Below are 12,238 nucleotides of genomic sequence, written 5' to 3' on the forward strand. Positions count from 1 at the left end.
GCCGGGCCGCGGAGCGTGGCCGCCCGCCGGCCCCGCTTCCGCGCCGGGTGGTGCGGGTGCCCCGAGGTCAGGCGGGCGGTGGCTCGACGGCGTGTTCCAGGACGGCCATGGCGCTGGTCAGCTTCATCGCGGCCTGGGTCCAGGCCAGCGAGCGGGGACCGTCCAGCACCTCGCCGGCGACCTCGTCGCCCCGGTGGGCCGGCAGGTCGTGCAGGAACAGCGCGCCCGGCCAGCGGTCGAGCAGCGCGGCGTCGACGTGGAACGGGCGGAAGATCTCCCGCCAGGACGCGTCGGGCTTGCTGGTGCCGGTGGTCTGCCAGCGCGTGGTGTACACGGCGTCCACCTCGGCGGGCGCGTCCGCGAGGTCGTGGATCTCGTCGAGCCGGGCCCCGACGGCTTCGGCGTTCTTGCGGGCCAGGGCGAGCGCGTCGGCGGGCAGGCCGTAGCCGGGCGGGGTCGCGAAGGTGACGTGGGCGCCGGGCACCGTCGCCAGCCCGTGGGCCAGGGCCGTCGCCGTGTTGTTGCCCTCCCCCGTGTACAGCAGCCGGATGCCGCTCAAGTCGCCGTAGGCCAGGGTCAGTACGGCCAGGTCGCATACGCCCTGCGTGGGGTGTTCCTCGGCCGCCATCGCGTTGATCACCGGCAGCCGGCCGGCCCGGGACAGCTCCCGCAGCTCCGTGAGCGGCCCGGCGGTGCGCGCGACCAGCAGGTCCAGCATGGCGCCGAGGACCCGGCCGGTGTCCGGCAGCGACTCGCCGGTGTTCAGCTGGAGGTCGCCGGGCCCGTAGGTGACGGGTGTGCCGCCGAGCCGGACGGCGCCGGTCTGGAAGGCGGTCCGGGTACGGGTGGAGGTGCGGGTGAACAGCACCCCGACCACCCGGTCCCGCAGCGGCCGGTCGTGGGCCGTCCGGTCCCGGAACAGCTCCACCGAGCGGGCGACGAGCCGGCGCAGCCGCTCGGGCTCCACCTCGGCCAGCGTGAACAGTCCCCGCTCGGGCGCGGGGGCCGGGACGCCGAGCAGGTCGGGCGGTCCGGCGAGGTCCCGGGCGGGTGGTCCGCCGGGGCCGGGCAGGGGCGGGTGTGCGGGCACGCGTGATTCCTCCGTCACCAGTCGTCTCCTTCGGTCTCGGTCTCAGCAGGCCCGCCGCGTGTACGGCGTCACGGGCGCCGTCGGCCGCGAGCACTCCCGCCGCCCGCACCCGGGGGTGGCCGGCGTACGGGCTGAGGGCAGGTACAGGCGTCCGGTGCTCGGTTCGTCCCACGGAGCCGGCGCGGATCGCGGCGGACGCCCGCCTCGGCGTACCAGTCCCGTCCGGCGCCGCCTGCCTGGGTCATCCCGTGCCCTCGGTCCGGGGTACGGGCCCGTCGGCGGCCAGGAGGCGGACGCCGGGCGGCGGGGCGGTCCCGGTCAGGCCGTGGGCGCTGCGCCAGTCCGGGGAGTAGACGGTGCCGAGGTAGCGGTCGGCGCCGTCGGGGCACAGACAGGCGGCGCTGGTGCACGCGGGATCGGCCCGGAACCTCCGCAGCGCCGCCGCGACCAGGGCCCCGGCGCTGCCGCCGACGCCGACTCCGGCGGTGTCGCGCAGCCACAGGCACACCGTGACCGCCTCCTGGGCGTCGATGTGCACCGTGGGCCGGTGTCCGTCGGGCAGGAACGCGGACCGACGGCTGGCGCCGATGCCGGACAGCAGGCGCGGGCCCGCCGTACCGCCGAGGGCCGCCGAACCGGTCACGTCCACACCGACCAGCTCCCAGTCCGGGCCGGACTCCTCGACGTAGCGCCGGAAACCGGCCAGGGTGCCGCCCGTGGAGACGGCCACCAGCACACTCATCCGCTGACCGCGGGTCTGCCGGTGCAGCTCGGGCGCGGTGCCGGTGGTGTGGGCGTTCGGGCTGGCCGGATTGTGGTACTGGTCGGTCCAGACCAGGCCGGGCCGCTCACGGAGCAGGGACCGCACCCGGTCCAGCCGGCCCAGGAGGTAGCCGCCGGCGCCGTCCTGGGTGTCCACCGTGACGATCCGGGCGCCGAGCGCGCGGATGTCGTACAGCAGCGCGGCGCTGGTGCGCGGGTCCACCACCGCGGTGAACGGCACCCGGTGGGCGGCGGCCAGCGCGGCCAGCGCCAGCCCGAGGTTCCCGGACGTGGACTCCACCAGCCCCGCCGCCGGGTCCACCCGCGCCTCGACATCCCGCCACAGCGCGAGCGCGGTACGCCCTTTGACGGACCCGTACGGGCTGTAGCTCTCCAGTTTCAGCCACAGCTCCCGCGGGATGCCGTCGACTTCCAGCCGCAGCCGGACCACCGGGGTCGGCGCAGGGCCGCCCCCTGCTCGTGACGTCGACACCATCAGAGCGCGCCGTCCCCGTGCGCCTCCTGCCGCACACGGCGTGCGCCCGCGGTGTGGGCTGCGGACAACGCGTCGCGCCACAGCGGGCTCGGTGCCCGTGGCGGGGTGGGCAGGCGTACCGCGGAGGAGGGGTCCCGGTGCGGGGAGGTGACGGCGTGACCGCGGGCCTCGTCGGGACGCGGCGGCGCGGACACCGCCGGCCGGAAGTGCGTGGCGGGTACACCGTGCCGCTCCGGGAGGCGCGGTACGCGGGGTGCGCCGGTCCGGGCGCCGTACCCGGCCCGTGGTGGCTTGCCCGGCACGGCCTCGCGGTGCCGGGACGGGATCGTCTCGTGGTGGGCTCCGAAGGGAGGCGCCGCCGCCCGGCGCGCCCCGCCGGACCAGGGCTCGGGCCTCGGGCCACGCTCGGCCGGCACGCGGCCGGCGTGCCGCCGCCCTTCGTTCTCGTCCCACTCCCAGGGGCGCCGGAGTAGTGCCGCGGACACGGACATCGCCATGGGTGGGTCCTTACGCTCACTCGGGCCTGCGGACTTTCCGCTTCCGATCATGTCAGCGCGTCGGCTCCCGGTCAGGGGGCCAAATCCGCCATCCTGACGCCGGACGGCGCTGGCCGGATTCCGGTGCGCCGGGGCCGGGGAGGGACTGTCCGGCCGGCACCGCGCTCCCTACCGTGGGGACGTACCGCCGGCCAAGCGCCGGTCGCCGGAAGGAGAACCGCCGGATGACACCTCCGCCCCGGGACCCGCCCGGCCCGCCCGGCCCCGCCGCGCACCGGCCGGCGGCCGGCGCCCCCGCCGTACCGGACCTGCTCGGCGAGGCGCGCCGGCTGGCCCCGCAGGCGGTCGCCCTGCGCCGCGCCCTGCACCGCGGCCCCGAGGAGGGTCTCACCCTGCCGGCCACCCAGCGCCTGGTGCTGGACGCGCTCGACGGCCTCGGCCTGGAGATCCGCACCGGTCGCGCCCTGTCCTCCGTCACCGCGACCCTCACCGGGGCGGGCGACGGTCCGACGATCCTGCTGCGGGCCGACATGGACGCGCTGCCGGTCACCGAGGACACCGGTCTGCCGTTCGCCTCCCGGGCCCCGGGGCTGATGCACGCCTGCGGGCACGACGCCCATATGGCGATGCTGGTGGGGGCCGCGCGGCTGCTCGCCGGGCGGCGCGCCGCGTTCGCCGGACGCGTGGTGTTCATGTTCCAGCCCGGCGAGGAGGGTCACCACGGAGCCCGCCTCATGATCGAGGAAGGCGTGCTGGAGGCGTCCGGCACCCGCGCCGAGGCCGCGTTCGCCCTGCATGTGCATCCGAACCTGCCGGCGGGCGCGGTACGGCTGCGGCCGGGACCGCAGATGGCGGCCTCCGACCGGTTCCGGGTCGTCGTCCGGGGCCGCGGCGGCCACGCCTCGGCCCCGCACACCGCCTGCGACCCGGTGCCGGTGGCCTGCGAGATCGTGCTCGCGCTGCAGACGGCGCTGACCCGGGGCGTGGCCGCCGACGACAGTGCCGTGCTGAGCGTGACCCGGCTGGCCGCGGGCACCGCCGCCGGTGTCATCCCGGACACCGCCGAACTGGCCGGTACGCTGCGCACGCTGGCCGGGCCGACCCGGTTGAGGCTGCACGAGACGATCGCCCGGGTCGTCGGCGGAGTGGCCGCCGCGCACGGGGCCACGGCGGAGGCCGTCATCGACCCCGGTTACCCGGTCACCGTCAACGACCCCGGCGTGACCGGCCTCGTGCTGCGGGCCGCCGCCGACGCGCTCGGCGCCGGGGCCGTGGACGTCCTGCCCGCCCCGCAGATGACGGCGGAGGACTTCTCCTACGTCCTCCAGGCCGTGCCCGGCGCCCTGGCCTTCCTCGGCGCCTGCCCGCCGGACCGCGCACCGCACGAGGCACCGGCACTGCACTCGCCCAGGATGACCATCGACGAGGACGTCATCGCCACCGGCATCGCCTGCGAGGCCGCCGTCGCCCTGGCCTTCCTCGCCGGCCGCGCCCCGGATCCGGACCGGTGACGGCCCCGGTCATACGGGCCGGTCGACACCGGACACCTCCTCCGCCGCGTGGACAGCCGCGCGGCCGCGCGGTGGCACCACGGAAGCGGCCACGGAATCCGGCCGGGCCCGCAGGACCCGGCCAAGTGCGGTCACCTGCCGTGGTCATGTGTTGAGGTGTCCGGTGTGCCGCCCGTACTGTGGTGAGGCGGTACGACACATATGACAACCGGCTACCCGTCGGGGCGCCGGGCCGAGGAGGCTTCCGTGGCTGCTGCTCGCACAACTGTCCCCGATCTGTCGGACCAGGGCGTCGCGAAGCTGCCGGAGCCACGGGGGCCGGTCACGGAGGCGCTGCTGGGGGCGCTGGCGGGCGAGCCGGGTGACTTCGCCGCGCCCGCCGCCGAGGACGACCCGCTCACCGGCGAGGACCATCACCTCGCCCTGTACGTGTGCTACGAACTGCACTACCGGGGCTTCGCCGGCGTGGACGAGCGCTGGGAGTGGGAGCCCGCGGTGCTGGCCCTGCGCGGCCGGCTGGAGCGGCCGTTCGAGGAGGCGCTGCGCGACCGGTTCGGCGCCGAGCCGCCCGAGGACGCCGCCGCGGTCATCGCGGCGCTGAGCCGGATCGCCGACGAGCCCGGGCCGCCGCTCTCGCGCCATGTGCGGGACGAGGCCACCCTCGCGGAGGTGCGGGACTACGTCACCCTGCGGTCCGCGTACCAGCTCAAGGAGGCCGACCCGCACGCCTGGGCCATTCCGCGCCTGACGGGCCGGGCGAAGGCCGCGCTGCTGGAGGTGGAGTTCGACGAGTTCGGCAGCGGGCGGCCCGAGCGCATCCACGCGGAGCTGTACCGCGAGACGATGGGCGCGCTGGACCTGGACGGCCGGTACGGCGCCTATCTGGACGCCGTGCCCGGGCTCATGCTGGCGACGGTCAACCTCATGTCGCTGTTCGGTCTGCACCGGCGGCTGCGGGGAGCGCTCGCGGGCCATCTCGCGTTCGCGGAGATGACGTCCTCGCTGGCGAACAAGAACGTGGCGGACGGCCTGCGCAGGCTGGGCCTCGGCCCGGCGGCCACCGGCTTCTTCGACGAGCACGTCCTCGCCGACTCCGTACACGACGTGATCGCGCTGCACGATCTGGTCGGCGGCCTGCTCGCGCAGGAGCCCGCGCTGGCACCGGACGTGCTCTTCGGGGCCACGGCGACGAGCGGCCTGGACGCGCTGTCCGCCCGGTACCTGCTCGACTGCTGGGCGGAGGGCCGGCCCACGCTGCGGACCGTGTGAGCCGCCCCGCCGCCCAGACTGGGGGCCGGTCCCCTACTCGGTGTCGCGGCGGCGGCCGCGGTCGCGGAAGCGGGTCAGCTTGTGGGTGCTGTCGCACCACGGCTTCTGGCCGGACCGGCCGCAGCGGCACAACGCCACCACGGGCCGGGTGACCTCCGTCTCCGTGCCGTCGGCGTCCACGACGCGGTGCGCGCCGCGCACCAGGAGGGGACCGTCCGGATAGGCGGTGATCACGCAGTCGGGCTCTTCTCGCACGCTGTCTCCTCCTTGTTCGGTGTCATGGCCCGCGGCTCGCCCGGGGCCATGTCTCGCCGGACGCGACCGGTGCGCACCCGTTCAGAGCGAGGGTGCGGACCGGAAGTTCCCGGTCTCCGTGACCAGCAGTTCGGCCACGTCCGCCAGTCCCGCGCCGGCGGTGAGGGCGCGGCGCTGGCGGTCGGCGGAGGTGCCCTGGCGCAGCGCCTGGTCCACCAGGCCGGTCACCTCCGCCCAGTCCCCGGTGTCCGTCAGGGGCCCGCGCACGTGGTCGAGCAGCCGGTGGACGAGTTCGGCGGCCGGCACCAGCGCGACCGCCAGCGGATCGACGAGCCGCTCGGTGAGGCCGAACCGGACGGCCCGCCACTTCGCCACGCGCAGCAGTTCCGGGTGCACCTCCGGAGCCGGGTCCCCGTTCGCCATCTCGGTGAGGCACTGGCGGACCAGCGCGCGCGCCAGCCCGGCCTGGAGCACGGCCTCGCCGACGGTGGTGCAGGCGTCGGCGATGCGGAACTCGACGGTGTGGTACCGGGTGCCCGGCCGGACGTCCCAGAAGACCTGCCCGGCGTCGGCGCCGGCCTCGACGGCGACGAGCCCGCGGACCCGCTCGCGGTGGTCGGCGTAGGAGGCGAGCGTCGGGGGCATGCCCGCGGTCGGCCAATGGGACCAGATGATGCCGCGGTAGCTGGCGTAACCGGTGTCCTCGCCGGTCCAGAACGGGGAGCTGGCCGCCAGCGCGGCCAGCACGGGCACCCACGGGCGGACCCGGTTGATCACCGCGACGGCCGTGTCGCGGTCCTCGACTCCCACGTGCACATGGCAGGCGCAGACCAGGTGCTCGGCGGCGAGGCGGCCGTAGACGCGGGCGATGTGGTCGTAGCGCGGCGAGGAGGTGAAGCCCTCCTGCCGCCAGTCGGCGAGCGGGTAGGTGCCCGAGGACGCGATCGCGAGCGCGTGTCCCGCGGCGGCCCGGCTCAAAGTCTCCCGCCGCTCGCACAGTTCGGCGCGCAGGGCGTCCAGACCGCCGCAGATGCCGGTACGGCTCTCGATCATGCAGGGCCGCAGTTCGCAGCTGTAGGTCTCGCTGCCGTCCTCGTCGAGGTGTCCGCGCAGGGCGTCGAGCAGGGGCGCGCTGTCGGCGAGCCGGTGCGTGGCCTGGTCGAGGACGAAGAACTCCTCCTCCACCCCGACGGTGAGCGGTCCGTCCGCGGGCCACGCGGCGGCGTCCTCCCGGCGCCCGGGGTCAGACATGGCGGCGCCGGGACTCGTCGGGCAGGCTCACGACCCGGACCGGGACGTGCCGGCCGGCCGGTGCCGCGTCGAGGGTCTCCAGCTCCAGCGTCCGGGACCGGCAGGCCAGCTGGAGCAGCGGCAGCAGCTCCTCCGGCGGCAGGAAGCGGCGCGGCGCGGATTCCCCGGCCGCCGTGCCGTCGTCGCGCCGGCACGACAGGCCGACGACGAGGTAGTACGGGACGCCGTCGGGGGTGCGCAGGAGCGGGCCCTCGCCGGACGCCTCCAGTTCGCGCACCCGGGCCATGTGGTCGCGGGTGTGCTCGCCGAGCCGCAGGGCGCCCAGCGTGAGCGAGGTGATCCGGTAGCCGTGCTCGTGCAGCAGGGCCGCCGTCCGGCGGGGCGTGGTGTAACTGCCCACCGTCAGGGCGAGGTCGGCGCCCAGCGCCGAGGCGTGCCTGAGCACGTGCCGGACCAGGCTCAGTCCGTCGGCGCCGCCGTCGATCGACGTGCGGCCGCCGGTGCCGGCGGGCGACGGCAGCGGCACGTACGGCGGGTTGCTGGCGATCACGTCCGGCGCGGCGGTGAACGGACAGGCGGCCAGCAGCCCGTCGGGCGAGAGGGCGGCGTAGTCGGCGGGGCCGAAGGACACCCGGCCGCCGGCGGCGCCGTCCGGCGCCGGGCCGTCCGTGGCGTCGGCGGCCTGGGCGGCCTCGGTTGCGGTGGCGTAGCGGGCGGCGGCCCACGCCAGGCTGTCGGCGGAGACGTCGACGCCGTGCACCCGCGCGGCGCCCGCGCGCGCCACCGCGGCGGCGGCCGCGCCGCTGCCCGAGCCGAGGTCCAGCACCGTGGCGCCCGGCCTGAGGACGTCGACGGTCGCCCACACGCCGATCTCGGTGTCCACCGGGTCGAAGAACACCCGGGCCCGGCCGGGCGGGGTGCGGTCCTCGGGGCGCAGATGGCGGTAGTCGGCGACCCGGACGACGGCGGTGCCGTCGTCCGGCCGTTCGGCGATGGCACGGTCCGGCGCGTCGTTCGACGGCGATGCACTCACCGATAACTCCCCTGGGGAGACGTGGTCGGGAACTGAGCGGTTCATGCTAACCAGCACATCATGCGGGGTGCCATAAAACGACGTTTCCTACCACCTGATCAGCCGATGGGAAGAGGTGCGGCGGGCGGGACAGGCGGTCCGTCCGGCATGTCGGCCGTGGACGGGCCCGCCGGATGCGGTCCACTGGGTCGCCGCCGGGCCCGCACGGACGAGCGCGCGCCGGCGGAGACCGCACCGAAGGAGAGGACCGCATGAGCACGCTGCACGGCCGCCCCGCGGCCACCCGGGAGCAGGGGCTGTTCTCGTTGGCGGACGTGGAGCCCGCGGCGCTGCGCAAGCTGGTCGCGCGGTCCGCCGAGCTGTTCCACGACCGGCGGGCGCACGATCTGCCGCTGCGGGACCGGCTCGTCGGGGTGCTGTTCACCCGCACCTCCACCCGTACCCGTACCGCCTTCCAGGCCGGCGCGGTACGCCTGGGCGGCACCCCGGTCTGCTACGGGCCGCACGACCTCCAGCTCGACACCGGGGAGTCGGTGGGCGACACCGGCCGCATCCTCGGTGCGATGCTCGACCTGCTCGTGGCGCGCACCGCGGGGCCCGTGCGGCACCTGCGGGAACTGTCCGGCGAGGGCGGGCTGCCGGTGGTCAACGCGATGGCGGCGGAGGAGCATCCGACGCAGGCGGTGTGCGATCTGGCCACGCTGACGCTCGCGTACGGCGATCTGAGCGGGATCCGCGTGCTGTACCTCGGCGAGGGCAACAACACGGCCACCGCGCTGGCCCACGGGCTCGCCACGGTGCCCGGAGCACACGTCACCTTCGTCACGCCGCCGGGGTACGGGCTGCCGGACGGGGTGCTGGCCGCCGCGCGGAGCGTCGCGCGGGACACGGGTGCCGTGCTGGCCGAGACCCACTGCCCGGCCGAGGCGCCGGACCGGGTCGACGTCGTGTACACCACGCGCTGGCAGACCACCGGGACCAGCAAGGCGGACGCGTCGTGGCGGGAGGTGTTCCGGCCCTTCCACGTGGACGAGGCGCTGATGCGCCGCTGGCCGCGGGCGTCGTTCCTGCACGATCTGCCCGCCCACCGCGGCGACGAGGTCGCGGGCGCGGTGCTGGACGGGCCGCGTTCGCTCGCCTGGACGCAGGCGGCGATGAAACTCCCCAGCGCGATGGCCGTCCTGGAGTGCGTGGTGCGCCCCACCGCGTGAGCCGGCGCGAGGGACATCTCCGGCCCGCTCGGAGCCGGACGTTTCCGGCCTCGGCTCCGGCCGGACATCAGACGGGGCCGGTGAGCACCACTCCCGGCCCCGCCCGCCCGCCTCCTGTTGGGCGAACGCTCATACCCGTGCCCCGCGCGGGGCACGGCCGGCCGCGGCGCTCAGCGCCCGCCCGTCTTCCGGGCGGCCCGCAGCCACTCCTTGTTCATCCTGGTGATCGACATCAGCGGGATGCCCTTGGGGCAGGCGGTGGCGCACTCGCCGGCCAGCGTGCACCCGCCGAAGCCTTCCGCGTCCATCTGCGCCACCATGTCCAGCACCCGCGTCTCCCGCTCGGGCGCGCCCTGGGGCAGCACGTTGAGGTGGTTGACCTTGGCCGAGGTGAACAGCATCGCCGCGCCGTTGGGGCACGCGGCCACGCAGGCCCCGCATCCGATGCACTCGGCGTGCTCGAAGGCGAAGTCGGCGTCGGCCTTGGGCACCGGGGTGGCGTGGGCCTCCGGCGCGGAGCCGGTCGGCGCGGTGACGTAGCCGCCGGCCTGGATGATCCGGTCGAACGCCGACCGGTCCACCACCAGGTCCTTGATCACGGGGAACGCGGACGCCCGCCACGGCTCGATGTCGATGGTGTCGCCGTCCCGGAAGGACCGCATGTGCAGTTGGCAGGTGGTGGTGCGCTCCGGTCCGTGCGCGTCGCCGTTGATGACCAGCGAACACGCGCCGCAGATGCCCTCGCGGCAGTCGTGGTCGAAGGCGACCGGTTCCTCGCCGGCCAGGATGAGCCGTTCGTTGAGGACGTCCAGCATCTCCAGGAAGGACATGTCGGGCGAGATGTCGTCCACCTCGTAGGTGGACATCGCTCCTTCGGCGCCGGCGTTCTTCTGCCGCCAGACGCGCAGGGTGAGCTTCATGCGTAGCTCCGCTGGGTGGGATGGACGTACTCGAAGACCAGGTCTTCCCGGTGCAGGACGGGTGCCTCGCCGGTGCCGGTGAACTCCCAGGCCGCGGCGTAGGAGAACGCCTCGTCCCGGCGGGCCGCCTCGCCGTCCGGGGTCTGGGACTCCTCGCGGAAGTGGCCGCCGCAGGACTCGGTGCGGTGCAGCGCGTCGAGGCACATCAGCTCGGCGAGTTCCAGGTAGTCGACGACGCGGTTGGCCTTCTCCAGCGACTGGTTGAACTCCTCGCCGGTGCCGGGCACCTTGATCCGCCGCCAGAACTCCTCGCGGATCTGCGGGATGCGCTCCAGGGCCTTGCGCAGTCCGGCGTCGGAGCGGGCCATGCCGCAGAACTCCCACATCAGTTCGCCCAGTTCGCGGTGGAAGGAGTCCGGGGTGCGGTCGCCGTCCACGGCCAGCAGCAGGCTGATCCGGTCCTCGGTGTCGGCCAGCACCTCCTGGACGACGGGATGTGCGGCGGTCACCGGCTCCTGGTGGGGGTGGCGGGCCAGGTAGTCGTTGATGGTGGCCGGCAGGACGAAGTAGCCGTCGGCCAGGCCCTGCATCAGGGCGCTGGCGCCGAGCCGGTTGGCGCCGTGGTCGGAGAAGTTGGCCTCGCCGATCGCGAACAGGCCGGGGATGGTGGTCTGGAGGTCGTAGTCGACCCAGAGGCCGCCCATCGTGTAGTGCACGGCCGGGTAGATCCGCATCGGCACCTCGTACGGATCCTCGTCGGTGATCCGCTGGTACATGTCGAAGAGGTTGCCGTACTTCGCCTCGACGGTCCCGCGGCCCAGGCGCCGGATGGCGTCGGCGAAGTCCAGGTAGACGCCCTGTCCGCCGGGGCCCACTCCCCTGCCCTCGTCGCAGACGTTCTTCGCGGCGCGGGAGGCGATGTCGCGCGGCACCAGGTTGCCGAAGGACGGATAGACGCGTTCGAGGTAGTAGTCCCGCTCCTCCTCGGGGATCTGGTGCGGCGGCCGGGTGTCGCCCTTGGCCTTGGGCACCCAGATCCGGCCGTCGTTGCGCAGCGACTCGCTCATCAGGGTCAGCTTGGACTGGTGCTCGCCGGTGCGCGGGATGCAGGTGGGGTGGATCTGGGTGAAGCAGGGGTTGGCGAAGTACGCGCCGCGCCGGTGCGCCCGCCAGACGGCGGTCGCGTTGGAGTTCATGGCGTTGGTCGACAGGTAGAAGACGTTGCCGTAACCGCCGGAGGCGAGGACGACGGCGTCCGCGAAGTAGGTGTCGATCCGGCCGGTGACCAGGTCCCGGGCCACGATGCCGCGCGCCCGCCCGTCGACGACGATCAGGTCGAGCATCTCGGTGCGCGGGTGCATCTCGACGTTCCCGGCGGCGATCTGCCGGGACAGCGCCTGGTAGGCGCCGAGGAGGAGCTGCTGGCCCGTCTGGCCGCGGGCGTAGAAGGTGCGGGAGACCTGGACGCCGCCGAAGGAGCGGGTGTCGAGCAGGCCGCCGTACTCGCGGGCGAACGGCACGCCCTGGGCCACGCACTGGTCGATGATCTCGACGGAGATCTGCGCGAGCCGGTGCACGTTGGACTCGCGGGCGCGGAAGTCGCCGCCCTTGACCGTGTCGTAGAACAGCCGGTGGATCGAGTCGCCGTCGTTGCGGTAGTTCTTCGCCGCGTTGATCCCGCCCTGCGCGGCGATGGAATGGGCCCGGCGCGGGGAGTCCTGGTAGCAGAACTGGACGACGTGGTAGCCCTGTTCGGCCAGGGTGGCGCCGGCGGAGCCGCCGGCGAGACCGGTGCCCACCACGATCACCGTGTGCTTGCGCCGGTTGGCCGGGTTGACCAGCTTGGCCTCGAACCGGCGCTTGTCCCAGCGCTCGTGGATCGGGCCGGCCGGGGCCTTGGTGTCGGTGACCGGCGTGCCGGTCGCGTAGTCGGTGTACGTCAT

11 protein-coding genes are annotated in these 12,238 nt (G+C 74.8%); 3 read left to right on the forward strand and 8 right to left on the reverse strand.

Annotation, left to right across the window (positions count from 1 at the left end; genetic code table 11):
- Nucleotides 1–67: 67 nt before the first annotated feature.
- The 3 genes from ACZ4SV_RS06335 to ACZ4SV_RS06345 form a co-directional block, all read right to left on the reverse strand.
- The gene (locus ACZ4SV_RS06335) at nt 68–1,108 is read right to left on the reverse strand and encodes an ornithine carbamoyltransferase (protein WP_365873290.1); all 1,041 of its coding nucleotides are present in this window, start codon (nt 1,106–1,108) and stop codon (nt 68–70) included.
- Between the two features lie 223 nt (nt 1,109–1,331).
- Nucleotides 1,332–2,348 (reverse strand): pyridoxal-phosphate dependent enzyme, encoded by a 1,017-nt coding sequence (locus tag ACZ4SV_RS06340; RefSeq protein WP_397935127.1) that lies wholly within the window; start codon nt 2,346–2,348, stop codon nt 1,332–1,334.
- Entirely contained in the window at nt 2,348–2,845 is a 498-nt protein-coding gene (locus tag ACZ4SV_RS06345; protein WP_468001866.1) for a hypothetical protein, read from the reverse strand. Before ACZ4SV_RS06345 ends, ACZ4SV_RS06340 begins: the two co-directional genes overlap by 1 nt.
- Nucleotides 2,846–3,069: 224 nt before the next feature.
- Between ACZ4SV_RS06345 and ACZ4SV_RS06350 the strand changes: the two genes are divergently transcribed.
- Nucleotides 3,070–4,356 (forward strand): M20 metallopeptidase family protein, encoded by a 1,287-nt coding sequence (locus tag ACZ4SV_RS06350; RefSeq protein ID WP_468001868.1) that lies wholly within the window; start codon nt 3,070–3,072, stop codon nt 4,354–4,356.
- 246 nt (nt 4,357–4,602) lie between these two features.
- Nucleotides 4,603–5,625 (forward strand): iron-containing redox enzyme family protein, encoded by a 1,023-nt coding sequence (locus ACZ4SV_RS06355; protein ID WP_468001870.1) that lies wholly within the window; start codon nt 4,603–4,605, stop codon nt 5,623–5,625.
- Between the two features lie 33 nt (nt 5,626–5,658).
- Here ACZ4SV_RS06355 and ACZ4SV_RS06360 read toward each other — a convergent pair whose 3' ends face one another.
- The 3 genes from ACZ4SV_RS06360 to ACZ4SV_RS06370 form a co-directional block, all read right to left on the reverse strand.
- On the reverse strand, nt 5,659–5,880 hold the full coding sequence (locus tag ACZ4SV_RS06360; protein ID WP_365873281.1) for a CDGSH iron-sulfur domain-containing protein: 222 nt from the start codon (nt 5,878–5,880) through the stop codon (nt 5,659–5,661).
- A gap of 81 nt (nt 5,881–5,961) precedes the next feature.
- The gene (locus ACZ4SV_RS06365) at nt 5,962–7,131 is read right to left on the reverse strand and encodes a carboxylate-amine ligase (RefSeq protein WP_468001872.1); all 1,170 of its coding nucleotides are present in this window, start codon (nt 7,129–7,131) and stop codon (nt 5,962–5,964) included.
- Nucleotides 7,124–8,164, reverse strand: coding sequence for a methyltransferase domain-containing protein (locus ACZ4SV_RS06370; RefSeq protein WP_468001874.1), 1,041 nt, complete (start codon nt 8,162–8,164; stop codon nt 7,124–7,126). Before ACZ4SV_RS06370 ends, ACZ4SV_RS06365 begins: the two co-directional genes overlap by 8 nt.
- Before the next feature lie 251 nt (nt 8,165–8,415).
- On the opposite strand from ACZ4SV_RS06370, the gene ACZ4SV_RS06375 reads away from it, so the two are divergent.
- A complete protein-coding gene (locus tag ACZ4SV_RS06375) occupies nt 8,416–9,375 on the forward strand; it encodes an ornithine carbamoyltransferase (RefSeq protein ID WP_365873275.1) in 960 nt (319 codons plus the stop codon).
- A gap of 170 nt (nt 9,376–9,545) precedes the next feature.
- Here the strand turns inward: ACZ4SV_RS06375 and ACZ4SV_RS06380 are convergent, their stop codons facing one another.
- Nucleotides 9,546–10,295, reverse strand: coding sequence for a succinate dehydrogenase/fumarate reductase iron-sulfur subunit (locus ACZ4SV_RS06380; RefSeq protein WP_365941767.1), 750 nt, complete (start codon nt 10,293–10,295; stop codon nt 9,546–9,548).
- Nucleotides 10,292–12,238 carry a fumarate reductase/succinate dehydrogenase flavoprotein subunit gene (locus ACZ4SV_RS06385; RefSeq protein ID WP_468001877.1) on the reverse strand — a complete coding sequence of 649 codons (1,947 nt, stop codon included), beginning with the start codon at nt 12,236–12,238 and terminating at the stop codon, nt 10,292–10,294. Before ACZ4SV_RS06385 ends, ACZ4SV_RS06380 begins: the two co-directional genes overlap by 4 nt.

This window comes from Streptomyces sp. NPDC027672 (assembly GCF_055566335.1).

Coding starts and splice junctions, on each gene's coding strand:
- ACZ4SV_RS06340 (WP_397935127.1), bottom strand. CDS start 2,348: ATGGTGTCGACGTCACGAGCAGGGGGCGGCCCTGCGCCGACCCCGGTG.
- ACZ4SV_RS06345 (WP_468001866.1), bottom strand. CDS start 2,845: ATGGCGATGTCCGTGTCCGCGGCACTACTCCGGCGCCCCTGGGAGTGG.
- ACZ4SV_RS06350 (WP_468001868.1), top strand. CDS start 3,070: ATGACACCTCCGCCCCGGGACCCGCCCGGCCCGCCCGGCCCCGCCGCG.
- ACZ4SV_RS06365 (WP_468001872.1), bottom strand. CDS start 7,131: ATGTCTGACCCCGGGCGCCGGGAGGACGCCGCCGCGTGGCCCGCGGAC.
- ACZ4SV_RS06375 (WP_365873275.1), top strand. CDS start 8,416: ATGAGCACGCTGCACGGCCGCCCCGCGGCCACCCGGGAGCAGGGGCTG.
- ACZ4SV_RS06380 (WP_365941767.1), bottom strand. CDS start 10,295: ATGAAGCTCACCCTGCGCGTCTGGCGGCAGAAGAACGCCGGCGCCGAA.
- ACZ4SV_RS06385 (WP_468001877.1), bottom strand. CDS start 12,238: ATGACGTACACCGACTACGCGACCGGCACGCCGGTCACCGACACCAAG.